General features: G+C 65.8%; 20 protein-coding genes and 1 pseudogene. 15 read left to right on the forward strand and 6 right to left on the reverse strand.

The genetic code is table 11. The annotated features are described in order from the left end of the window. Positions 1-3 precede the first annotated feature (3 nt). Both K410_RS0110355 and K410_RS0110360 read left to right on the forward strand, forming a co-directional pair. Positions 4-756 carry a GntR family transcriptional regulator gene (locus tag K410_RS0110355; protein ID WP_028134773.1) on the forward strand — a complete coding sequence of 251 codons (753 nt, stop codon included), beginning with the start codon at positions 4-6 and terminating at the stop codon, positions 754-756. An 11-nt stretch (positions 757-767) separates the two neighbouring features. Then, positions 768-1,748 (forward strand): PDR/VanB family oxidoreductase, encoded by a 981-nt coding sequence (locus tag K410_RS0110360; RefSeq protein ID WP_028134774.1) that lies wholly within the window; start codon positions 768-770, stop codon positions 1,746-1,748. A gap of 33 nt (positions 1,749-1,781) precedes the next feature. Here the strand turns inward: K410_RS0110360 and K410_RS0110365 are convergent, their stop codons facing one another. Next, positions 1,782-3,743 carry a putative bifunctional diguanylate cyclase/phosphodiesterase gene (locus tag K410_RS0110365; RefSeq protein WP_028134775.1) on the reverse strand — a complete coding sequence of 654 codons (1,962 nt, stop codon included), beginning with the start codon at positions 3,741-3,743 and terminating at the stop codon, positions 1,782-1,784. Positions 3,744-4,011: 268 nt separating this feature from the next. Between K410_RS0110365 and K410_RS0110370 the strand changes: the two genes are divergently transcribed. Continuing rightward, positions 4,012-4,956, forward strand: a complete 945-nt coding sequence (locus K410_RS0110370) for a hypothetical protein (RefSeq protein WP_028134776.1) — start codon at positions 4,012-4,014, stop codon at positions 4,954-4,956. A 19-nt stretch (positions 4,957-4,975) separates the two neighbouring features. Here the strand turns inward: K410_RS0110370 and K410_RS0110375 are convergent, their stop codons facing one another. Further along, the gene (locus K410_RS0110375) at positions 4,976-5,341 is read right to left on the reverse strand and encodes a nuclear transport factor 2 family protein (protein WP_028134777.1); all 366 of its coding nucleotides are present in this window, start codon (positions 5,339-5,341) and stop codon (positions 4,976-4,978) included. 101 nt (positions 5,342-5,442) lie between these two features. Between K410_RS0110375 and K410_RS0110380 the strand changes: the two genes are divergently transcribed. The 3 genes from K410_RS0110380 (at position 5,443) to hemC (ending at position 8,775) form a co-directional block, all read left to right on the forward strand. Then, complete coding sequence (locus K410_RS0110380; protein WP_028134778.1) at positions 5,443-6,033, forward strand: TetR/AcrR family transcriptional regulator; 591 nt, start codon at positions 5,443-5,445, stop codon at positions 6,031-6,033. 52 nt (positions 6,034-6,085) lie between these two features. After that, positions 6,086-7,711: a GMC family oxidoreductase gene (locus tag K410_RS0110385; RefSeq protein ID WP_028134779.1), complete on the forward strand. Its 1,626-nt coding sequence runs from the start codon at positions 6,086-6,088 to the stop codon at positions 7,709-7,711. Positions 7,712-7,794: 83 nt separating this feature from the next. Next, positions 7,795-8,775 carry a hydroxymethylbilane synthase gene (gene hemC / locus K410_RS0110390; protein WP_028134780.1) on the forward strand — a complete coding sequence of 327 codons (981 nt, stop codon included), beginning with the start codon at positions 7,795-7,797 and terminating at the stop codon, positions 8,773-8,775. Positions 8,776-8,925: 150 nt separating this feature from the next. Here the strand turns inward: hemC and hemE are convergent, their stop codons facing one another. Further along, a complete protein-coding gene (gene hemE / locus K410_RS0110395; protein ID WP_028134781.1) occupies positions 8,926-9,960 on the reverse strand; it encodes a uroporphyrinogen decarboxylase in 1,035 nt (344 codons plus the stop codon). A 104-nt stretch (positions 9,961-10,064) separates the two neighbouring features. On the opposite strand from hemE, the gene K410_RS0110400 reads away from it, so the two are divergent. Both K410_RS0110400 and K410_RS0110405 read left to right on the forward strand, forming a co-directional pair. Beyond that, positions 10,065-10,280, forward strand: a complete 216-nt coding sequence (locus tag K410_RS0110400) for a hypothetical protein (RefSeq protein WP_028134782.1) — start codon at positions 10,065-10,067, stop codon at positions 10,278-10,280. 177 nt (positions 10,281-10,457) lie between these two features. Beyond that, positions 10,458-12,362, forward strand: coding sequence for a diguanylate cyclase (locus K410_RS0110405; RefSeq protein ID WP_028134783.1), 1,905 nt, complete (start codon positions 10,458-10,460; stop codon positions 12,360-12,362). A 5-nt stretch (positions 12,363-12,367) separates the two neighbouring features. On the opposite strand, the gene K410_RS0110410 is transcribed toward K410_RS0110405, so the two are convergent. Both K410_RS0110410 and trhO read right to left on the reverse strand, forming a co-directional pair. Beyond that, a complete protein-coding gene (locus K410_RS0110410; protein ID WP_028134784.1) occupies positions 12,368-12,586 on the reverse strand; it encodes a SlyX family protein in 219 nt (72 codons plus the stop codon). Further along, positions 12,576-13,343 (reverse strand): oxygen-dependent tRNA uridine(34) hydroxylase TrhO, encoded by a 768-nt coding sequence (gene trhO, locus K410_RS0110415; RefSeq protein WP_028134785.1) that lies wholly within the window; start codon positions 13,341-13,343, stop codon positions 12,576-12,578. Before trhO ends, K410_RS0110410 begins: the two co-directional genes overlap by 11 nt. Before the next feature lie 197 nt (positions 13,344-13,540). Between trhO and ggt the strand changes: the two are divergent. From ggt to K410_RS0110440, 5 genes and pseudogenes are all read left to right on the forward strand, one after another. Then, positions 13,541-15,127 (forward strand): annotated as a pseudogene (gene ggt / locus K410_RS0110420) (gamma-glutamyltransferase). Between the two features lie 166 nt (positions 15,128-15,293). After that, positions 15,294-15,908, forward strand: a complete 615-nt coding sequence (locus K410_RS0110425) for a (2Fe-2S)-binding protein (protein WP_028134786.1) — start codon at positions 15,294-15,296, stop codon at positions 15,906-15,908. A gap of 3 nt (positions 15,909-15,911) precedes the next feature. Next, entirely contained in the window at positions 15,912-16,928 is a 1,017-nt protein-coding gene (locus K410_RS0110430; protein ID WP_028134787.1) for an FAD binding domain-containing protein, read from the forward strand. 2 nt (positions 16,929-16,930) lie between these two features. Then, positions 16,931-19,222 (forward strand): xanthine dehydrogenase family protein molybdopterin-binding subunit, encoded by a 2,292-nt coding sequence (locus K410_RS0110435; RefSeq protein WP_028134788.1) that lies wholly within the window; start codon positions 16,931-16,933, stop codon positions 19,220-19,222. A gap of 60 nt (positions 19,223-19,282) precedes the next feature. Then, positions 19,283-19,747 (forward strand): FKBP-type peptidyl-prolyl cis-trans isomerase, encoded by a 465-nt coding sequence (locus tag K410_RS0110440; protein ID WP_018323238.1) that lies wholly within the window; start codon positions 19,283-19,285, stop codon positions 19,745-19,747. 86 nt (positions 19,748-19,833) lie between these two features. Here the strand turns inward: K410_RS0110440 and K410_RS0110445 are convergent, their stop codons facing one another. Further along, positions 19,834-20,052 carry a CsbD family protein gene (locus tag K410_RS0110445; protein WP_028134789.1) on the reverse strand — a complete coding sequence of 73 codons (219 nt, stop codon included), beginning with the start codon at positions 20,050-20,052 and terminating at the stop codon, positions 19,834-19,836. A gap of 130 nt (positions 20,053-20,182) precedes the next feature. Between K410_RS0110445 and K410_RS0110450 the strand changes: the two genes are divergently transcribed. Both K410_RS0110450 and K410_RS0110455 read left to right on the forward strand, forming a co-directional pair. After that, positions 20,183-20,698 carry a cupin domain-containing protein gene (locus K410_RS0110450; RefSeq protein WP_028134790.1) on the forward strand — a complete coding sequence of 172 codons (516 nt, stop codon included), beginning with the start codon at positions 20,183-20,185 and terminating at the stop codon, positions 20,696-20,698. Positions 20,699-20,825: 127 nt separating this feature from the next. Beyond that, positions 20,826-21,254 (forward strand): VOC family protein, encoded by a 429-nt coding sequence (locus K410_RS0110455; protein ID WP_028134791.1) that lies wholly within the window; start codon positions 20,826-20,828, stop codon positions 21,252-21,254. Positions 21,255-21,288 lie beyond the last annotated feature (34 nt).

Below are 21,288 nucleotides of genomic sequence, written 5' to 3' on the forward strand. Positions count from 1 at the left end.
GTCATGGCCGAGCGTGAGGTCGACCGCTCCGTCTCGCAGACCGTGAAGGCGCAGCTCGCGCTGCGCGATCAGATCCTGTCCGGCGCCTTGCGGCCGGGCGAGCGCATCTCCGAGCTGCAGGCGGTGGAGACCACCGGCGCCTCGCGCACCCCGGTGCGCATGGCGCTGGTGCGGCTGGAGGAGGAGGGTCTCCTGGAGGCGATTCCCTCCGGCGGCTTCATGGTGAAGGCGTTCTCGGAGCGTGACATCTCCGATTCCATCGAGCTGCGCGGCACGCTCGAAGGCCTCGCCGCGCGCTTCGCGGCCGAGCGCGGCGTCTCCGCGCGCGAACTCGAGCCGCTGAAGGAGTGCCTGGCCGCGATCGACGAATTGCTGCGCCAGGTGCCGATCTCGATCGAAGCGTTCTCGTCCTATGTCACGCTGAACGCGCGCTTCCACGCGCTGCTCACCGAATTGTCGCGCAGCCCGCCCTTGATCCGCCAGATCGACCGTGCCTCCGCGCTGCCGTTCGCATCTCCCAGCGGCTTCGTGATGGCGCAGTCGGCGCTGCCGGAGGCGCAGCAGATCCTGATCATCGCCCAGGACCACCACCGCGTCGTGATCGACGCGATCGAGAACCGCGAAGGCGCGCGCGCCGAAGCGATCATGCGCGAGCACGCACGGCTCGCAGTGCGCAATTTGCGGCTCGCGCTGCGCAACCGGACCCATCTGGACCTGTTGCCGGCGCTGGCGCTGATCAAGTCCGCAACCGACTGAGGGCCGCCACCATGCGCTTCATCGAAACCTGGACTCCGGCAACGCTCGTCTCGACGCGCGATCTCGCCCCCGGCATCCGCGAATTCCTGATCCGGCCCGATCAGTATGACGGTGTCGCCTATCCGGTCGGCAGCCACATCAATATCAGCGTGACCATCGACGGCGTGCCGGAGACGCGATCCTATTCGCTGGTCGGCGAGGCCTCGCCGCACGGCTTCAAGATCGCGGTGCGCCGCGCTGACGATTCCCGCGGCGGCTCGCGCTACATGTGGCAGCTCAAGCCGGGCGCGCGGCTCGACATCACCCAGCCGGCCTCGCTCCTTGCGGTGGACTGGTCACGCGACAGCTATTGCCTGATTGCCGGCGGCATCGGCATCACGCCGATCCTCGGCGCTGCGCAGGCGCTGGTGCGGCGCGGGGCCGACGTCAAGCTGCATTATGCGGTGCGCTCGCGGGCAGAGGCGGCCTATCTCGACGATCTCGCCGCGCTGCTCGGCGATCGCCTGGTCGTTCATGCCGGCGACGAAGGCAAGCGGCTCGATCTCGACGCGCTGTTCGGCTCGCTCCCCAAGGGCGCGCTTGCACTGTTCTGCGGCCCGATGCGCATGCTCGATGCCGCACGCCACGCCTGGATCGGCGCCGGCCTTGCGCTGCCCGACCTGCGCTACGAGACCTTCGGCTCCAGCGGCACGCTGCCGACCGAGGCGTTTCGGGTGCGCTTGAAGGGCTCGGATGTCGAGCTGGAAATCCCGCGCGAGCGCTCGATGCTTGACGTGCTCAACGCCAGCGGCTTTGAGGTGATATCCGATTGCAAGCGCGGCGAATGCGGCCTGTGCGCCATCGACGTGGTCGATGTCGACGGCGAGATCGACCATCGCGACGTCTTCTTCAGCGACCACCAGAAAGAGAGCAACCAGAAGATCTGCGCCTGCGTCTCCCGCGCGCGGGGGACCATCACGGTGGACACGTTGCTGCGGGCGGACGCGATTTGAGGTGATCGTAGCCCGGATGGAAGTGGAGAAGACCTACGCCGCGAAGGTCGTCCGGAGCTTCCTCGTCTCCAGCAGCGCCAGCACGCTGTCCGCCGACACCGGGCGGCTGATCAGGTAGCCTTGAATCTCGTCGCAGCCGATCTGCCTGAGATATTCCAGCTGGTCGGCGCTCTCGACGCCTTCGGCCACCACGCCGATGTCGAGGTCGCGGGCAAGGCCGATCACCGACTTCACGATCGCGGCGCAGTCGGGCTGCACCAGCATGTCGCGGATGAAGGACTGGTCGACCTTGATACGGCTGAACGGCAGCTTGCGCAGATAGGTGAGGGAGGAGAACCCCGTCCCGAAATCGTCCAGTGCCACGGTGACGCCGAGCTGCAGCAGCGCGTTGAGCACCGGCTCGGCCAAGCCGTATTTCGACAGCAGCATCGATTCCGTGATCTCGATCTCGAGCCGGTGCGGAGCGATTCTGGCTTCGCGGAGCGCCTGCACGATGATCTGGAGGATGCCGGCGTTGTGAAATTGCGCCGCCGAGAAGTTCACGGCGACCCTGATCTCGTCGGGCCATTTGGCGACTGTCGCGCAGGCGCGGCGGACGACCCATTCGCCGATCTCGTGGATCAGCCCGGTCTCCTCCGCGATGGGGATGAATTCGCTCGGCGGCACCAATCCGCGCTCGGGATGCTGCCAGCGCAGCAGCGCCTCGAAGCCGGTGATCCGGCTTCGGTCGAGATCGAGGAACGGCTGGAATACGAGGAACAGCTCGTTGCGCGCGATCGCGCCCTCGAGGTCCGATTGCAGCGCCTTGCGATCGCGCGACACCTTGTCGTCGCTGGCCTCGAAGAAGCGGATACTGCCCGGGCCCGCCTTCTTGGCGCGGTAGAGCGCCGTATCGGCATTCTTCATGATGTCGAGCGGCGCGCTGCCGTCGCGCGGCGCCAGCACGATGCCGACGCTGGTGGCGCCCACGATCTGGCGGCCCTCGATACGGAACGGCTCGTCGAAGGCCGCGACGAAGCGCTCGGCGATCTCGAGGGCGTCTTCCGGGCGCGCCAGATTGGCCATCACCAGCGCGAACTCGTCGCCGCCGATGCGCGCGACATGCTCGGCGGCGCGTGTGCAGCGCCGCAGGCGGCTTGCGACCTGGACCAGGAATTCGTCGCCGGCGGGATGGCCGAGCTGGTCGTTGACCTCCTTGAAGCGATCGAGATCGAGCAGCAGCACTGCAAACTCCTCGCCGGACAGCGTCAGCCGCTTCAGCGCAGCCTCGAGCGTCTCGTTGAAGGCGACGCGGTTGGGCAGGTGGGTCAGGGGATCCAGCCGCACCGTGCGCTCTGCCTCGATCTGCTGCGTGACGCGCCGCGCGAACGAGAACGAATTGACGAACACGCCGCGCAACAGCACGCTGCCGTAGACCACGACGAGGAAGGCGATCAGGACAAACGCCAGATCGCCGCTCCTGCCGAGACAGATGGCGATCCCGACGAAGATCGGTGCCGTGAAGGCGATGGCTGCGATCGGGACGGTGGCGAAGGCGAGCGCGCCGCCGGCCAGCATGCCAGAGCACAGGCAGGTGATGACGAGCTGGCCGCCGGTCGAGGCGTCGGCGAAGAACGCGGCGGGGACGATGCCCCAGGCGGCGCCGAGGACGAAGGCATTTCGCACCAGGCGGTGCATGGCGCGGCGCGAGACGAATTGCGGCTTGGTGATGCGGCGCGCGGTGCGGGATTGCAGGCCGAACGCGATCGCCGCGCCGGCCACAGCGGCGGCCCAGATCAGCGCGGAAATCCGGTCCGGCGACTGCCAAAGCGCGATGGCGAGCACGATGGCGTTGCAGGCATTGGCAAGCATGATGCCGACCGAATAGCCGAGCACGAGCGACATCTGCTCGGCACGGATATGGCCGGCCACGGCTTCGTCCGTCACGGGACCGCCGAACGCCGACAGATCGCCGGCAAACAGCCGCGCGAAATAGGTGGTCAGTTGAGTCCGCATTCCAGAGCCTGCATGCGCCGTTGGTCCGGCTCGGCGCGGAGAATTCGCTGCAAACCTTTGACGAACTATGAATTATCCTTCGCCGCAGGGCTCGCGCCGCCCACTTCTGCGTGTTCGTGCCAAGTATCGATAACAAATCGATACAAATGCGGGATGGCTTGCCGCGCCCTGACGTTGTGCTCGACCGCGTGATAGGATTGGTGGACCGACCAGGCTTCGGTGCGCCGCGTCGGCAACGGATATGTCTGCGATCCCGAGGGCCCTGTTCATGAGCGAGCCTTCAGCCGACGTTTCGGCAACGGTCGAATACACGATGGACAAATGGCGGATGGACCGCCTTCCTTGGGCGATGTGGGCCTGCGTCGCCGGCCTTGCGATCGCGCTTCACGCCGAGAGCCGCGGCCAGAGCGGAGCGGCCTTGGCCGTCGTCTATCTGGCTCTCCTGGGGCTGGCGTTCGCGGGCTTTGCACTGACGACCCTGATCGGGCGGTCCGGGCTGCCATTGCTTCTGGAATTGTTGATCGGCGTCCTTGTCCTGAGCATCGTCGCCGGCGTGATCGGCGTGATCAGCGTGTTGGTCGGCGGGCCAAGCGGACGCTCCAGCTATGGCGGCGTCGTGCCCAGTCTCTATTGGAGCCGTCTCGTGAATCCATCGCTGAATGTCTTCGGCTGGATGCTGCTCTATCTGGGCTTGGGATGGATCGCGTTTTCAGCTTACCGGCACCTCTACGCCGACCAGGCGGTCGTCTCCATGTCCGCCGCCGGCATCCGGTTTCACAGGCCCTGGCTCAAGGGCCTCTTCATTCCCTGGCAGGAGGTGCGTGGGGTGGGCCATCTCGTCGTTCCCGGGATCTCGGGGGTGCCGTACGTCAGTCCATACGCTGCGGCAGTCACGGTCGGTCAGGATTTCTATGAGCAGCATATCGCTCCGAAGCGCAGCTTCTTCGCGCCGCCCGGGTCTGAAGCCATGTTCCAGCCGAAAGGCGAGATGATGCAGGTTGTGCTGAGCGGCGGCGACATGACGGTCAAGCCGGAAGATTTTCTCGGGCCTGCTGAGGCGCGATGGAAAGCATTCCGGGATCAACCGGGGTCGTCATCCCGGAACGGCGGCACCATTGTCTATGGTCGGTGGTCGATCGACGGCTCCGCGTGGCAGGCCGTCTGGTTTCTTGCGCCTCTCATCGGCATGGCCGTGGTTATGCTCTACCGATAGTGGCAACTCCCGGAAACACTCAGCGTCCGAGCTGTTTCGGATCGTAGAAGAAGCGCTCCTCGAGGATCTCGTTGCCGCGCCAGGTCTGCCAGGCGATCTCCTCCAGCGTCCGCGTCACGCCGTCGGCGTTGGTGAAGGAGAATCTCCAGCGGCTGGCGACAACGTCGCCAGCGATCAGGCTCGGGCCGAGGCGCTCGGCAGTGACGGCCTTGAAGGCCGCCAGCACCCCACGCTCCTTGTCTGCGAGCTTGTCGCGCCCGACCACCGGCGCGGCGAGATTCTCGTAGGTCGCGGCGTCGGGCGTGTAGTAGTCGAGGATCGCTCCGACGAAGTCGCCATCCTCCAGCCTCTTTGCGAACGCTTCGACCACCTCACGGCTCGGCATGACGCACCTCCAGGACATAAACCGACTGTTAGTCGGTAAATACCGACTGGCGGTCGAAAAGTCAACTGGCGGCCGGCGCATGATTGGACTAGACGAGACCCATGGCGAAGCAGGCGGAGCGGCGGGCGGCGACATCGGAGGCGATCCTGGCGGCGGCCCGCCGCCTGTTCGGGACGCGAGGCTTCGCCGCCACCACCATGGATGAGATCGCGGAGGGGGCCCGCGTCGCCAAGGGCGCGGTCTATCATCACTTCAAGACCAAGGAGGCGCTGTTCGAAGCCGTGTTCGACCAGGTCTCGCGCGACCTCGTCGTCGAGATCGACGGAGCCGCGCGCGCGGAGAAAGACGTGCTCGCCGCGATGGTCGCCGGGACCCAGCATTACTTCGCCGCGACCGCGAACGGCCCGACCGGCCAGATCATCTTGCGCGACGGCCCTGCGGTGCTCGGCTGGGAGCGCTGGCGCGAGATCGACGCAAAACACTTTGGCGGCAAGCTGCCGCGCGCGCTGGCGGCGGCGATGGACGCCGGTCTCATCGCAAAGCAGCCGGTCGAGCCCTTGGCGCGGCTGCTGCTCGGCGCCGTCACCGAGGCTGCAGTCGCCTGCGCCGGGCGCGCTGACATCGCAAGGGCGGGCGCGGAATATGCCCGTGCGTTCAAGTCGCTGGTCGAGGCGCTGCGCGTCAAGGCATGATCGTGCTAGTGACGAACCGGAACGCCCGCTCCAACGAGAAGAACCGCAGCGCATGAACGCAACTTCCTCCCTCACGCCGTCCGATCCAGAGTTCGATTACATCATCGTCGGCGCCGGCTCTGCCGGCTGCGTGCTGGCCAACAGGCTGTCGGCGAACGGCAAGCACACAGTGCTGCTGCTCGAGGCCGGGCCAAAGGATTCCAACATCTGGATCCACGTGCCGCTCGGCTACGGCAAGCTGTTCAAGGAGAAGAGCGTCAACTGGATGTACCAGACCGAGCCGGAGCCCGAGCTGAAGGGCCGCCAGGTATTCCAGCCGCGTGGCAAGACGCTGGGCGGCTCGAGCTCGATCAACGGCCTGCTTTATGTCCGCGGCCAGCACGAGGATTATGATCGCTGGCGCCAGCTCGGCAATACCGGCTGGGGTTATGACGACGTGCTGCCCTATTTCAAGAAGGCCGAGAACCAGTCGCGCGGCGCCGATCAATATCACGGCACGGGCGGACCGCTGCCGGTCTCCAACATGGTCGTCACCGACCCGCTGTCAAAGGCGTTCATCGACGCCGCGGTCGAGAGCGGCCTGCCCTACAACCCCGACTTCAACGGCGCCACGCAGGAGGGCGTCGGCCTGTTCCAGACCACGACACGCAACGGCCGCCGCGCTTCGACCTCGGTGGCTTATCTCGGCCCCGCCAAGGCACGCGGCAATCTCAAGATCGAAACGAACGCGCTCGGCCATCGCGTGCTGTTCGAGGGCCGCCGCGCCGTCGGCGTCGAATATCGGCAAGGCGCGCAACTCCGCCGCGCTCGCGCGCGAAGAGAGATCGTGCTCTCAAGCGGCGCCTACAACTCGCCGCAGCTGCTTCAGCTCTCCGGCGTCGGTCCCGCCGATCTCCTGCGCAAGCACGGCATCGACGTCGTGCTGGACGCGCCGGGCGTCGGTCACGACCTGCAGGACCACATGCAGGTCCGCATCGTGATGCGCTGCTCGCAGAAGATCACGCTGAACGACACCGTCAATCATCCGCTCCGCCGCACCATGGCCGGCGCGCGTTATGCGCTGTTCCGGAAGGGATGGCTGACGATTGCGGCCGGCACCGCCGGTGCGTTCTTCAAGACCAACCCGCGGCTCGCCTCGCCCGACATCCAGGTGCATTTCCTGCCGTTCTCGACCGACAAGATGGGCGAGAAGCTGCACGATTTCTCCGGCTTCACCGCGTCGGTGTGCCAGCTCCGTCCCGAGAGTCGCGGCTCCCTGCGCATCAGAAGTGCGGACCCCACCGTGCCGCCGGAAATCCGCATCAATTACATGTCGACCGAGACCGACCGCACCACCAACGTCGAAGGCATCAAGATCTTGCGCAAGATCCTGAACGCGCCGGCGCTGAAGTCGTTCGTGGTCAGCGAGTACGATCCCGGGGCGAAGGTAGCTACGGATGCCGAAATATTGGATTATTGCCGCGAACGCGGCAGCACCATCTACCATCCGACCTCGACCTGTCGTATGGGCAACGACCCGCTCGCGGTGGTCGATCAGCGCTTGAAGGTGAGGGGTCTCGAAGGCCTGCGGGTCGTCGACGGCTCCATCATGCCGGACCTCGTCTCGGGGAACACCAATGCGCCGATCATCATGATCGCCGAAAAGGCCTCCGACATGATATTGGAGGATGCGCGGTAGAGCATGATCCGGAAAAGTGGGAACCGGTTTTCCGATCAGATCATGCTCAAAGATAACGACGCGCCTCTCGAAAGGACCAGGACTTGGCTACGCGACTGAAGATCGGCACCCGCAAGAGCGCGATGGCGCTGGCCCAGACGGAGGAGATCGCGCGCCGCCTGACCGTCGCCGTGCCCGGTCTCGACGTCGAGATCGTCAAGTTCGACACCACGGGCGATCTCGATCAGACCAGCAAGCTGCTGCCGCATGGCGGCAAGGGCGGCGCCTTCGTGGCGCAGATCCGGGCGGCTGTTCGGTCGGGCGAGCTCCAGGCGGCGATGCATTCGCTGAAGGACATGCCGGGAAACGAGGACACGCCCGGCCTCGTCATCGGCGCCACGCTGTCGCGCGATCCGCCGACCGACGCTCTGGTGCTGCGCGACGGCGTGACGTTGCAGGCGCTGCGCCAGTCCCGCGGCAAGGGCTTCAAGCTCGGCACCAACGCGGTACGCCGCGCCGCCTATGCCCGCCGGCTGTTTCCGGAGATCGAGGTAATCCACTTCCGCGGCGCCGCCGACACGCGCGTGCGCAAGCTCGACAATGGCGAGATGCAGCGGCTGCCGGATGGCGGCGCCGTCGGGCCGGCCGATGCGTTGATCATGGCACGGTCGGGCCTCGACCGCGTCGGCCTCGCCGATCGCATCGCCTATGAATTCACCCCGGCTGAGATGCTGCCTGCGGCGGGGCAGGGCATCGTCGCCGTCGAATGCGCGGCGCAGGACTGGCAGACGCGAAAAATCCTGTCGTCGATCGACGATCCCGCCGCGCATGCCTGCGCCGACGCCGAGCGCGAGGTGCTGTGGGTGCTGAACGGTCATTGCAATTCGCCGGTGGCGGGCTTCTCGACCATCGCGGGCGATCGGATGTCGCTCACCGCGTCCGTGCTCGATCTCTCCGGCAACACCATCATCGAGGCTTCGCGCGAAGGCCCGGCCGATCGCCCGCGCGAGCTCGGGCGTGCGGTGGGCCTGGACCTGCTGACGAAGGGCGCCGCCGAGATCATCGAGCGCAGCCGGCCGCGCTGAGCCTCATCGCGAGAACGCCGCGTCTGTTTTGCCCGCCGCGTCAAACGCACGGCTGAGCCGCGTCATGCCGGCCCAGCCTTTTCAAAGACTTGCCTACTGTGCATGGGGTTGTTTTCGCGTTTTTGTGTCTGCCGGTCGGGGCAGGGCGAATTAACCCCGCACGCGCTTGATCATCTGCTCGACATGGGCGATCGGCGTTTCCGGCTGGATGCCGTGGCCGAGATTGAAGATCAGGCGCCCTTGCGCGAAATTGGCCAGCACGTCGTCGATCGCGCGATCGAGCGCGGCGCCGCCTGCGATCAACACCAGCGGATCGAGATTGCCCTGCACGGCAACCTTGCTCTGCACGTGGTTGCGGATGAAGGCCGGCTCCGCGGTCCAGTCCATGCTGACCGCATTGACGCCGGTCGCCTCGACATAGGCCGGCAGCAGCGCGCCGGCGCCGCGCGGGAAGCCGATGATCTTGGCATCCGGCGCCTTGGCCCGCACCCCCTCGACGATGCGCCGCGTCGGCTCGACCGACCAGCGCGCGAATTCGGCCGGCGGCAGCACGCCCGCCCAGGTGTCGAAGATCTGCAAGGCATTGGCGCCGGCTTCGAGCTGCGCCAGCAGGTATTGGACTGAGTTCTCGACCAGCACGTCGATGATTTCAGCGAACGCCTCCGGATGCCGGTAGGCCATCATCCGTGCCGGCGCCTGGTCGGGCGTGCCCTGGCCGGCGACCATGTAGGTCGCGACCGTCCACGGCGCGCCGCAGAAGCCGATCAGCGCGATCTTCGGATCCAGCGCGCCGCGCACGAGCTTGAGCGCCTGGAACACCGGCTCGAGCTTGCCGAAGTCGGCGCGCGGCGAGAGGGTCGCGACCTTGGCGGGATCATCCAGCGGATCCAGCCGCGGGCCCTCGCCGACCTCGAACCGCACCGAGCGCCCGAGCGCATAGGGGATGACGAGAATGTCCGAGAAGATGATCGCGGCGTCGAAGCCGAACCTGCGGATCGGCTGCAGCGTCACCTCGGCCGCAAGCTCCGGATTGAAGCAGAGGTCGAGGAAGCCGCCGGCCTTGGCACGCACCTCGCGATATTCCGGCAGATAGCGGCCGGCCTGCCGCATCATCCACATGGGCGGGATGCTTTGGCGCTGGTCGGAGAGCACGTCGATGAAGGGCTTTTTTGCAGATTGGGGCACGAACGGTCCTGAACAGGGTTATCGCCCCTGATACACCGCCTCGGCCCTCAGCGGAACAGGGGAACCAGCGCGACGGGGCCGCGTTGACCCCGACGGAGGACATCATGGCTGAGACATTCAATCCCGCGCCGCCCGACAAGCATGCTGACGATCTGCACGAGGCGCTGGCCGCCGATCGGCAATCCAAGCTCGACGCCGGGCTGAAGGACACCTTCCCGGCATCCGATCCCGTGAGCGCGGCACAGCCGACGCCCTCGAAGGCCGATGCCGAGGCCGACAGTCCCTCGCTTTGGGACAAGGTCAAGGCGATCTTCAGCTAGCGGGCGGAGGCGCACGCCGGATTCCGATAGGTTCGCTAACATCTTGTTAGCGATGCGCCGATTGCGGCGTCCGTAGGACTACCGGGAAACCGGCGGACGCTGCGTATTGCCGGCGGGATTTCAGAGTTCCCTAATAGAAGCGGCAGAGGCTCCGAAACATCGGAGAAATTCTGCCGCATGAGTGCTACGACCCAGCGAACTGGATGGAGCCACCTGCCGCTGCGTGCGGCGGCTTTCGTCGCGCTGACCGGCGCGGCCATCCTCGGCGTCAGCGGCTGGCGCGAATGGACCGCGCGCGATGCGGTGCTGAGAGGTGCTGAGACCGAAATGGCGAACGTCGCCCGGTCGCTGACCCAGCATGCCGAGGACAGCCTCGATCTCCTGGATTCCGGGGTTGTTGGCGTCGTCAGCCGGCTCGAAATGGACGGCACTTCGCCGGTCACGATCGCGAAGCTGCGCATCCTGTTGGAAGCGCGCAAAAAGGCCCTCGAGCGCATTCACAGCCTCGCCATCATCGACGACCAGGGCAACTGGCTGACCTCGCCTGGCACGATCCGGTCAACGCTCAGCGACGATGCGTTCTTCCGCTATCATCGGCTCTCCTCGAAACGAGAGCCCCATGTCGGCCCTCCCGTAAAGAGCCTGCTGGACGGAGAATGGGTGGTCACGCTGTCGCGCCGCTTCAACAAGCCGGACGGTAGCTTCGGCGGCGTGGTGATCGCGACCATCAGCTCAAAGTATCTTTCGCATTTCTACGAGCAGTTCGAGATCGGCCGCAACAGCTCGGTGTCGCTCACGCATGGCGACGGCCTGATGATCGCGCGTAATCCCAGCAACGAGGCGTTCGTCGGGCGCAGCGTTTCCGACACGCCGTTCTTCCGCGACGCCAGCCTGCAGGGGCCGAGCGGCGCCTACCATTTCAAGTCGCCGCTGGACGGTGCCGAGCGCGTCAGTTTCTTCAAGCGCAGCAGCCGTTTCCCGCTGCTCCTGATTGCCACGATCGACAAGGACGAGCTGCTGGCGCCCTGGCGTGCCGCGGCAATCTCCCGCATGCTCTACGTCGTCGCGCTGGTGCTGCTGATCGCGGTCATCGGCGCCGTGCTGGTGCGGCAGCTGCAGCGCGGCCAGCGCATGGCCGCGGCGCTGGTCGAGAAGGAGGCGCATTTCCGCCTGCTCGCCGAAGGCTCCAGCGACATGGTGACCCGCATCGGGCTCGACGAGCACCTGCGCTATGTCTCGCCCTCGTCCGTGCGCGTCGTCGGTTGGCGCCCCAATCAATTGGTCGGCACGCCGGCGCTGGCGGGCATCAATCCCGAGGATCTGCCGGCGGTTCAGGCGGTCGTCGACGCCATGAAGCGTGGCGAGCGGGAGGAGGCGCGCCTCACCTACCGCAACTCGCACCGGCAAGACGGCGAAGTCTGGCTGGAATCGACCATGCGGGTGACGCGCAAGGACAATGGCCGCGTCGACGGCGTGGTCGCGATCTCCCGCGACATCTCCGAGCAAAAGAAGCTGGAAACCAGGCTCGAGACGCTGGCGATCGAGGACAGCCTCACGGGCCTTGCCAACCGCCGTCGCTTCGACGAGCGGCTGAAGGAAGAATGGGCACGCGCCTATCGCGACCGCTCCAGCCTCGCTTTGCTCATGATCGATGTCGATTATTTCAAGGCCTATAACGACGAATACGGCCACCCCGCGGGCGATGCCTGCCTGCGCCTGGTCGCAAAGATCATCGCGGCCGAGACGCAGCGCGCCGGCGATCTGGCGGCGCGCTATGGCGGCGAGGAATTCGCCATGCTGCTGCCGAACACCGATGCCGCCGGCTGCGCCCAGGTTGGTGAACGGATCCGCAAGGCCATTCACGACGCCGGCCTCGTTCATGACAGCAATCAGGCCGCCGGCTGCGTCACCGCCTCGGTCGGCGGCGCGACATGCCGGCCCGCGCTGGAACGCACGGCGGGCGTGAGCTCGCTGCTTGAGGCGGCCGACCGCGCGCTCTACGCGGCCAAGGACGCAGGCCGCAACCGCCTGATGATGTCCGGCGAACTCATGAATTTGATGCCCAAGGCGTCCGGCCAGTAGGCGGCTCAATAATGCGGCGGCGGCTCGTTGACAGGCCCAGGCGCATTGGCCTCGGCGTCCTGCAGCCGCTCGCCGAGCTCTGCGATCTTTCGCGTCAACAGATCGATCTGCTTCCACTGCGCGGTGATGGTCTCGTTCAACGTCTCGATCGTGTCGTCCTGATAGGCGAGCCGCGTCTCCAGCGTGTCGATGCGCTCGCTCAGCGTCCTGATCTCATTCGTCACGCGCTGCGTCCTTATTCCGTTCGCGCAAACCGTGGCCGAGTGCGACGCGCTCGTCGAACACGAAGCATTCGCCCCTCCATCGGCTCTGCGCCTCCGGCACCTCTTCCAGATATTTGAGGATGCCTCCCTTGAGGTGATAGACCTCGGCAAAGCCGCGCGCGAGCAGATGCGCGCTCGCCTTCTCGCAGCGGATGCCGCCGGTGCAGAACATCGCGATCTTCCGATGCTTTGCCGGATCGAGCCGCTCGGCCGCGAAATCCTTGAACTGGCCGAAGCTCCTGATGCCGGGATCGACCGCCCCCGCGAACGTTCCCATCGCCACCTCGAAGGCGTTGCGGGTGTCGAGCAGCAGCGTGTCGGGCGCGGAGATCAGCGCGTTCCATTCGCTTGCCTCGACGTAGGTGCCAACCTGGCGGGTCGGATCGGCCGCCGCATCGCCGAGCGTGACGATCTCCTTCTTCAGCCTCACCTTGAGCCGCCCGAACGGCATCGCCTCGGCGGTCGAGAATTTCAATTCGAGATTATCGAGCCTGCCGCCGAACAGGTCGCCGTGCGTCAGCTCACGCGCGAGGGCGTCGATCGCGGCCGGCGCGCCGGCGAGCGTGCCGTTGATGCCCTCCTGCGCCAGCAGCACGCTGCCCTTCAGCTTCAGGCCGGCGCAGAACGCGCGCAGGGGCTCGCGCAGCTCGCGGTATTCCGGGAGGGCGGCGAACTGATAGAAGGCTGCGACCTTGGTGACCGAATGCGGATCAGACATGGCGGCTCGTTTAGCAGGCGCCCGCCGCTCGGAAAACCCACATCGCCGCCGGCCGCGAAGGTCCATACGTCCAGCAGATGGCAGCCATTTCGCTGGCATGCCAGCATTGCCGACGGCCGCGGGAATGTGTCATGTAGACCCGGTTTTTCCGAGATCGCGCGCCACCCGCGCCCACGGCCAAGAGAGCAAGAAATTCGATGAGAAACTTCCATTTCCCCGGCAGGTCCACGGTTCACGCCACCAACGCGATGGTTGCGACCTCGCACCCGCAGGCCTCGCTCGCGGCGATCGAGGTGCTGCGCGAGGGCGGCACCGCGGTGGACGCGGCCGTGGCAGGCTCGGCCGTGCTCGGCGTGATCGAGCCGCAATCGACCGGCATCGGCGGCGACTGCTTCGCGCTGGTCCAGCCGCGCGGGGAGGGCAAGATCGTCGCCTATAACGGCTCCGGCCGCGCGCCGAAGGCGGCGAATGCCGACTGGTATCTCGAGCGCAAGATCAACTCCGTGCCGCTGACTTCGGCGCATGCGGTCTCGATCCCCGGCGTGGTCGATGCCTTCGCCACCGTCCTGCGCGATCACGGCAAGTTCGGCTTCGACCGGCTGCTGCAGCCCGCGATCAAGGCCGCCGAGGAGGGCTACGTTGTCGCGCCCCGCATCGCCTTCGACTGGAAGAACCAGTTCGAGAAGTTGAAGGCCGGCACCAACACCGTCCGCTACCTGTTGCCGGGCGGCAAGCCACCGGTGGCCGGCGACGTCATCCGCCAGGCCGAGCTCGGCAAGACCCTGCGGGCGATCGCCAAGGACGGCCGCGATGCCTTCTACAAGGGCCCGATCGCGGAAGACATGGTCGAGACGCTGCGTGGGATCGGTGGCCTGCACACGCTGGACGACTTCGCCGCGCACACCACCGAGACGACAGCGCCGATCGGCACCATGTACAAGGGCTATGATTTTTGGCAGTGCCCGCCGAACGGTCCGGGCGTCACTGCGCTCCTGATGCTCAACATCCTGTCGCGCTTCGATCTGACCAAGTACGCGCCCGTCAGCGTCGAGCGTTTCCATCTCGAGGCGGAAGCCGCGCGCATCGCCTACATGAATCGCTAGATGCATGTCGCCTCTCCCGAGCACATGAAGATCAACGTCGCCGAGATGCTCGAGAAGGGTTTTGCCGACGAGTACATCAGCAAGATCCGCATGGACGGCCTCCTCGACCTGCCGAATGTCGCGCCGCCGATGAATCCCTCAACCATCTACATCACGGTGGTGGACAAGGACCGCAACGTCTGCTCGTTCATCAATTCAGTCGCGCATTCCTTCGGCTCGGCGATCGTCTCCAACAAGACCGGCGTCCTGTTCCAGAACCGCGCCGGCGGCTTCCGCATCCAGCCCGGACATCCCAACTGCATCGAAGGCGGCAAGCGCCCGCTGCACACGATCATGCCCGGCCTGCTCACCAAGGGCGGCCGTTCGACGATGTCGTTTGCCGTGATGGGCGGACAGTATCAGCCGACCGGCCAAACCCATGTCTTGACCAATATCCTCGATTATGGCTGCGACGTGCAGGAAGCGATCGACATGCCGCGCGGCCTGCACTACGAGGGCCAGTATCAGCTCGAGGACAGCGTGCCGGCCGCAATCGTCGAGGGCCTGAAGAAGCTCGGTCACAAGACCACCAGCGTGGTCGGCCCGCTCGGCGGTGCACAGGCGATCTGGATCGATTGGGACAAGGGCACGCTCACCGGCGGTTCCGATCCGCGCAAGGACGGCTGCGCGCTGGGTTATTGATCGCAGCGCGAGTTCCTCGCGCGACATCAGGAAAAGTTGACGAAGGGCGATGCGGCATTTGCCGCATCGCCCTTTCCCGTTCGGAACGGAGCTCATTGCTTCAGGTTAAGGGGCGATCAGCGGTGCAGGCGTGCGCTGCCTTGAGAGATCAGCGGCGGAGGCGTCGATGTCCGACACACCAGGTTCCAAGCAATCAGCATTCGACCGGCGCGCCTTCATGGCCGGCGCGGCCGGCAGCGCGCTGGTCCCGCTCACGGCCCGCGCGGCCGCAGAGGAGGCCCGGACCCCGGCGGCACAGGATCCGTCGCTTCCCGTCGATGTCACGCTGCGGGTCAACGGCAAGGACAAGCGTCTGCACATCGACGCGCGGACCACGGTGCTCGATGCGCTGCGCGACCATCTCAAGCTCACCGGCAGCAAGAAGGGCTGCGACCACGGCCAATGCGGCGCCTGTACGGTTCTGGTCGACGACCGGCGGGTGGTGTCGTGCCTGACACTCGCGCTTGCGGCCGAGGGGCAGGAGATCACGACGATCGAGGGCCTCGCCACCGACGATCGTCTGCATCCGATGCAGCAGGCCTTCATCGACAACGACGCGTTCCAGTGCGGATATTGCACGCCCGGCCAGATCATGTCCGCAATTGCCTGCGTCAAGGAGGGCCATGCCAGCAGCGAGGCCGACATCCGCGAGTATATGAGCGGAAATATCTGCCGCTGCGCCGCCTATCCCAACATCGTCGCCGCGGTGAAGCAGGCCGCGCCCGAGATCACGAAAGGCTAGCGCATGCGACCGTTTTCGTACCAGAGGGCAACAGATCCCGATACGGCCGTGCGGACGCTCGGCGCTGCTGCGGCCGCGAACGATCCGCTGACCCAGGCCCGCGCGCAGCCGCTCGCCGGCGGCACCACGCTGATCGATTTGATGAAGCTCGACGTGATGCGGCCTGCCGCGATCGTCGACATCAATCCGCTCGCGCGTAGCTGGTCGGCAATCGAGCCAAAGGGCGATGGTGTGCGCCTCGGCGCACTCGCGAAGATGTCGGACGTGGCCGCGCACGACGAAATTCAGCGCAGCTATCCGGTGATCGCCAATTCCCTGAAGCTCGCCGCAAGCGCCCAGCTGCGCAACATGGCGACGCTCGGCGGCAACGTGATGCAGCGAACGCGTTGCAGCTATTTCCGCGACGTGTCCTACGACAATTGCAACAAGCGCAATCCTGGCTCGGGCTGCGCCGCCATGGACGGCGTCAACCGTATGCACGCGGTGCTCGGCGTCTCCGACCAGTGCATCGCGACCTATCCCGGCGATTTCGCGCAGGCGCTGATGGCTCTGGATGCAACTGTCGAGATCACCGGAAAATCCGGGGCCCGCAGCCTGCCGTTTGCGCAGCTGCACAAGGCGCCCGGCACCACCCCCGATATCGAGACCACGCTGCAACCGGGTGAGCTGATCTCGGCGTTCTCAATCTCCGGACGCTGGCCCCGATCGGTCTATCTCAAGGCGCGCGACCGGCAGTCCTACGAGTTTGCGCTGTCCTCTGCTGCGGTCGCGCTCGACGTGCAGAACGGCACGATCCGCGATGCGCGCGTCGCGCTCGGCGGTGTCGCCACCGTGCCCTGGCGGGCGCGCGAGGCGGAGGCGCTGTTGAAAGGACAGACATTCGATGACGGCCTGGCGCAGCGTGTTGCCGATGCCGCCTTCGCGGACGCCAAGGGGCGGCGGCACAACAGCTTCAAGATCGCGCTCGGCAAGCGCGTCGTGGCACGTGCGCTCCAGCAGGCCGTAACGATGGAGATCTGATCATGAAAGCTGCCGCTCCCGAGCCGAAGGCGAACATGGGCCAGCCTGTGCCGCGCTACGACGCGGTCGTAAAGGTGACGGGACGCGCAACCTATGCGTCCGACATGCCGCTCTCCGACCCCGCCTATGCCTTCCTCGTCACCAGCGCCATCGCCAAGGGGCGGATCGACGGCTTCGATCTCGATGAAGCCAGGCGTGTCCGCGGCGTGATCGATATCGTGACCCACGAGAACGCACCGAAGCTGAAGGATTCCAAGCTCTTCAGCAACGGCGGTTATGCGGGAACGACGATCCAGCCGCTGAAATCCGCCGATATCGCCCATGACGGCCAGATCATCGCGGTCGTCGTTGCCGAGACCTACGAGGCGGCGCGCGAGGCCGCCAACCGCGTCAAGGTCAGCTACACCGCGACCACGCCAAGCGCGACCTTCGACTCGCCGGGGACGACCGCGGCGGCTGCGAAGGGGCAGAATGCCCAGTTCAAGGAAGACCCGAAAGTCGGCGATTTCGCCAAGGCATTCGACGAGGCCGAGGTCAAGCTGAGCGCCTCCTACGAGACGCCGACGCAGCATCACAACCCGATGGAGCTGTTCTCGACGAGCTGCGCCTGGATGGGCGACGAGCTCGTCATCTACGAGCCGAGCCAGTTCGTCTACGGCCTGAAGTATGGCGTGGCCGAGCAGCTCGGTATCGACGCCGACAAGGTGCGCGTGGTCAACCCCTATGTCGGCGGCGGCTTCGGTGCGCGCGGCTCGATGACGCCGCGCACGGCGATCATCGCCGGCATCGCCAAGCGGCTGAACCGGCCGGTCAAGCTGGTCCCGACCCGCGACCAGGGCTTTACCATCACCACCTACCGTGCCGAGACCCGTCATGAGATCAAGCTTGGCGCGCGCCCCGACGGCAAGCTGGTCGCGCTCAGGCATGAGGGCGCCGAGGTGTCTTCGCGCCCCGACGCCTATTGCGTCGGCGGCACCAAGACGACGACGCGCCTCTATGCCTGCCCGAATGTCGACAGCCTCGTCTCGATCGTGCGGGCCGACCGCAACACGCCCGGTTTCATGCGCTCGCCGCCGGAGGTGCCGTATCTGTTCGCGCTGGAAAGCGCGATGGACGAACTCGCGGTCAAGCTGAACATGGATCCGGTCGAGCTTCGCCGTGTCAATGATGCCACCAACGAGCCCATCGGCGGCAAGCCCTACACCTCGCGCTCGCTGATGGCCTGCTTCGACGAGGCCGCGAAAGCGTTCGGCTGGGCGCAACGCTCGCCTCAGCCCAAATCGATGTCGGACGGCGACTGGCTGATCGGCTATGGCTGTGCCGCAACCTGCTATCCGGCGCAGATGGGGCCCGCAGCAGCTCGCGTACGGCTGCAGCGCGACGGCCGCACCCGGGTCGAGATCGCCGGCCACGAGATCGGCACGGGCGCCTACACCGTCATTGCCCAGACCGCGGCCGAAAGGCTCGGCGTGCCGCTGGAGAAGGTCGCGGTCTTCATCGGCGATAGCGATCTGCCGCCGGCGCCCGTTGCCGGAGGCTCGAACTCCACGGCCAGCACCTGCTCGGTGGTGACGATGGTGTGCGACCAGATCCGGCAGCGCCTGTTCAAGGCGGTGATGCCGGGCCAAAGCCTGACGGACAAGGCCAGGGAGACCGTGGGCATCGGCCAGACACCGGCCACGCAGGCCGCGAAGGGCGACCAGCCACTGGATCTGGAGAAGGCATTCGACGCCCTCGGAGTCGGCGTGGTCGAGGAATATGGCGAGTGGAAGCCGGAAGGCGCGCCGCCGGATTCCTTCCGCGCCATGCATAGCGGGCAGGTGCGGCTCGTGGGTGGTCACCAGATGAAGGACCAGATCGCCTATGCGTTCGGCGCGGAGTTCGTCGAGGTCCGCGTCAATCGCTTCACGCATGAGATCCGCTGCCCCCGCCTGGTCGGCGCCTTCGCCGCGGGCCGCATTATGAACCCGCGCACGGCCCGGAGCCAGCTGATGGGCGGACTGATCTGGGGCATGTCCTCGGCCTTGCTGGAGGCCACCGAGATCGACGAGCGCAATGCGCGCTACGTCAACGATAATCTCGCCGATTACCTCGTGCCCGTGAATGCGGACGTCGCCGATGTCGAGGTCATCCTGCTGTCCGAGCAGGATGACCGCATCAATCCCGTCGGGGTGAAAGGCGTCGGCGAGCTCGCCAATGTCGGCACCAATGCGGCGATCTGCAATGCGATCTACCACGCCACGGGCCAGCGCATCCGCAAGCTCCCGGTCCGGCTGGAAAATATCGAGGTGTGAGGGGTGGAAACCCCACCCGCGTTGCGCTAGACACCTTCCGCCTCAAACGGAAGGTGCCTTATGCAGCGTTTCCAGCGCGCGCTCCTCACCCTGATGTCGGCGCTCGCGATCACCGTGATCGCCGGCGTGTCGCATTTCGTTTCCACCACGGCCTCGGCCCAGACCGCAGGAAAGACCATGACCACAGCTTCAGGCTTGCAGATCATCGATTCCACCGTCGGCACCGGCGCCTCGCCGCAGCCCGGCCAGATCTGCGTGATGCACTATACCGGCTGGCTCTATGAGAACGGCCAGAAGGGCAAGAAATTCGACAGCTCCGTCGACCGCAAGGAGCCGTTCGAATTCCCGATCGGCAAGGGCCGCGTCATCGCCGGCTGGGACGAGGGCGTCGCCTCCATGAAGGTCGGCGGCAAGCGTACGCTGATCATCCCGCCGCAGCTCGGCTACGGCGCGCGCGGCGCCGGCGGCGTGATCCCGCCGAACGCGACATTGATGTTCGACGTGGAATTGCTCGCAGTGAAGTGACGGCGCAGCCGGGCATGACATAGAGAGCAGTCGAAACAAAAAGACCGGCCTTTCGGCCGGTCTTCTCGCATTCAGATTGCAGCGCGTCACTCCGCCGCGCGCTTTGCGGCTGCCGCGGCGCGATCGATCGCATCCTTGGCCGCGTCCTTGGCATCGCCCATGGCCTGCTGGCCCTTGCCCTTCACTTCCTGGACCACGCCTTCGCCCTTCAGGCGGTCGGAACCGGTGGCTTCGCCGATGCCCTGCTTGGCCTTGCCGATCGCCTCGTTGGCGTTACCCTTGATCTTGTCGGTCGTGCTGCCCATGAAACTCTCCTTTTCATTTTGTTCGCAAGGACAACGCCCTGGAGCTATGAGGGTTCCAATTTTGCTATGGCTCGCGGGCGAAGCTTCGGGTTAGTTTGCCGCGCACGGAACCAACAGAAAGCTAAGTCCCATGACCGGCCATGACCACTCGCACTCCCACCATGATCACGATCATCATGATGATCGCTGGAAACATGACGGCGTGCGCGTCATTCCCGGCAACCAGCTCGATACCAACGTGCCGTCCACGGCCGGCATGGATCGTGCGGCCGCCATCAATTTTGCGCGCGTCGGCGCGCAGAAATTGTGGGCGGGCACGGTCAGCATCAAGCCCGATGCCAAGACCGGCGCACATCACCACGGCCATCTCGAAAGCGTCATTTACGTCGTGAAGGGCAAGGCGCGGATGCGCTGGGGCGAGAGCCTGCAATTCACGGCGGAGGCCGGCCCCGGCGATTTCATCTTCGTCCCGCCTTACGTGCCCCATCAGGAGATCAATGCCAGTCCGGATGAGGTGCTGGAATGCGTGCTGGTGCGCAGCGACGGCGAGGCCGTGGCGATCAACCTCGACATCGAGCCGGTCGAGAAGCCCGAGACCGTGCTGTGGATCGATCCGGTGCATCGGGATCCGAACGAGAAGAAATAAGCCTGACGGTCCGCCTGCCGGTTCTATGCGACCGAAGCGGCACAAGGCCTCAAAAATATCCGGAAGCGCTGTCGGATGGCCGTCGGCCCATCCGTCCTTGGGCAGAACCCCGCCCAAGGAGCTTCCGATGCCCAGGATGATCTTCCTCAATCTGCCCGTGACCGACCTCGAGCGCGCGACCGCCTTTTACGAGGCGATCGGGGCAACCCGGAATCCGCAATTCAGCGACGACACGGCGAGCTGCATGGTCTTTTCCGAGACCATCTACGCGATGCTGACGACCCACGACAAATTCCGTCAGTTCACGCCCAAGCCGATCGCCGACGCAAAGACCTCGAACCAGGCTCTGTTCTGCCTGTCCGCCGATACCCGCAACGAGGTCGACGATATCGTCGGCAGGGCCGAGGCCGCGGGCGGGGTGGCCGATCCCAGCCCCAAGGACGAATACAGCTTCATGTACGGCCGCAGCTTCGAGGATCCGGACGGCCATATGTGGGGTGTGAACTGGCTGGATATGGCTTCGGTCCCTCCGCAGCCCGCGCTGGCGAATGCCTGATCGCCGTCCTTCCGAACGCTAAATCCCAGAGGAG

Source organism: Bradyrhizobium sp. 22, assembly GCF_000482425.1.
In the GTDB taxonomy this organism is placed as follows: domain Bacteria; phylum Pseudomonadota; class Alphaproteobacteria; order Rhizobiales; family Xanthobacteraceae; genus Bradyrhizobium; species Bradyrhizobium japonicum_B.

Coding starts and splice junctions, on each gene's coding strand:
- K410_RS0110385 (WP_028134779.1), top strand. CDS start 6,086: ATGAACGCAACTTCCTCCCTCACGCCGTCCGATCCAGAGTTCGATTAC.
- trhO (WP_028134785.1), bottom strand. CDS start 13,343: ATGTCTGATCCGCATTCGGTCACCAAGGTCGCAGCCTTCTATCAGTTC.
- K410_RS0110355 (WP_028134773.1), top strand. CDS start 4: ATGGCCGAGCGTGAGGTCGACCGCTCCGTCTCGCAGACCGTGAAGGCG.
- K410_RS0110380 (WP_028134778.1), top strand. CDS start 5,443: ATGGCGAAGCAGGCGGAGCGGCGGGCGGCGACATCGGAGGCGATCCTG.
- K410_RS0110450 (WP_028134790.1), top strand. CDS start 20,183: ATGACCGGCCATGACCACTCGCACTCCCACCATGATCACGATCATCAT.
- K410_RS0110370 (WP_028134776.1), top strand. CDS start 4,012: ATGAGCGAGCCTTCAGCCGACGTTTCGGCAACGGTCGAATACACGATG.
- K410_RS0110400 (WP_028134782.1), top strand. CDS start 10,065: ATGGCTGAGACATTCAATCCCGCGCCGCCCGACAAGCATGCTGACGAT.
- K410_RS0110430 (WP_028134787.1), top strand. CDS start 15,912: ATGCGACCGTTTTCGTACCAGAGGGCAACAGATCCCGATACGGCCGTG.
- K410_RS0110405 (WP_028134783.1), top strand. CDS start 10,458: ATGAGTGCTACGACCCAGCGAACTGGATGGAGCCACCTGCCGCTGCGT.
- K410_RS0110375 (WP_028134777.1), bottom strand. CDS start 5,341: ATGCCGAGCCGTGAGGTGGTCGAAGCGTTCGCAAAGAGGCTGGAGGAT.
- K410_RS0110445 (WP_028134789.1), bottom strand. CDS start 20,052: ATGGGCAGCACGACCGACAAGATCAAGGGTAACGCCAACGAGGCGATC.
- K410_RS0110440 (WP_018323238.1), top strand. CDS start 19,283: ATGCAGCGTTTCCAGCGCGCGCTCCTCACCCTGATGTCGGCGCTCGCG.
- K410_RS0110455 (WP_028134791.1), top strand. CDS start 20,826: ATGCCCAGGATGATCTTCCTCAATCTGCCCGTGACCGACCTCGAGCGC.
- K410_RS0110425 (WP_028134786.1), top strand. CDS start 15,294: ATGTCCGACACACCAGGTTCCAAGCAATCAGCATTCGACCGGCGCGCC.
- K410_RS0110360 (WP_028134774.1), top strand. CDS start 768: ATGCGCTTCATCGAAACCTGGACTCCGGCAACGCTCGTCTCGACGCGC.
- K410_RS0110365 (WP_028134775.1), bottom strand. CDS start 3,743: ATGCGGACTCAACTGACCACCTATTTCGCGCGGCTGTTTGCCGGCGAT.
- K410_RS0110435 (WP_028134788.1), top strand. CDS start 16,931: ATGAAAGCTGCCGCTCCCGAGCCGAAGGCGAACATGGGCCAGCCTGTG.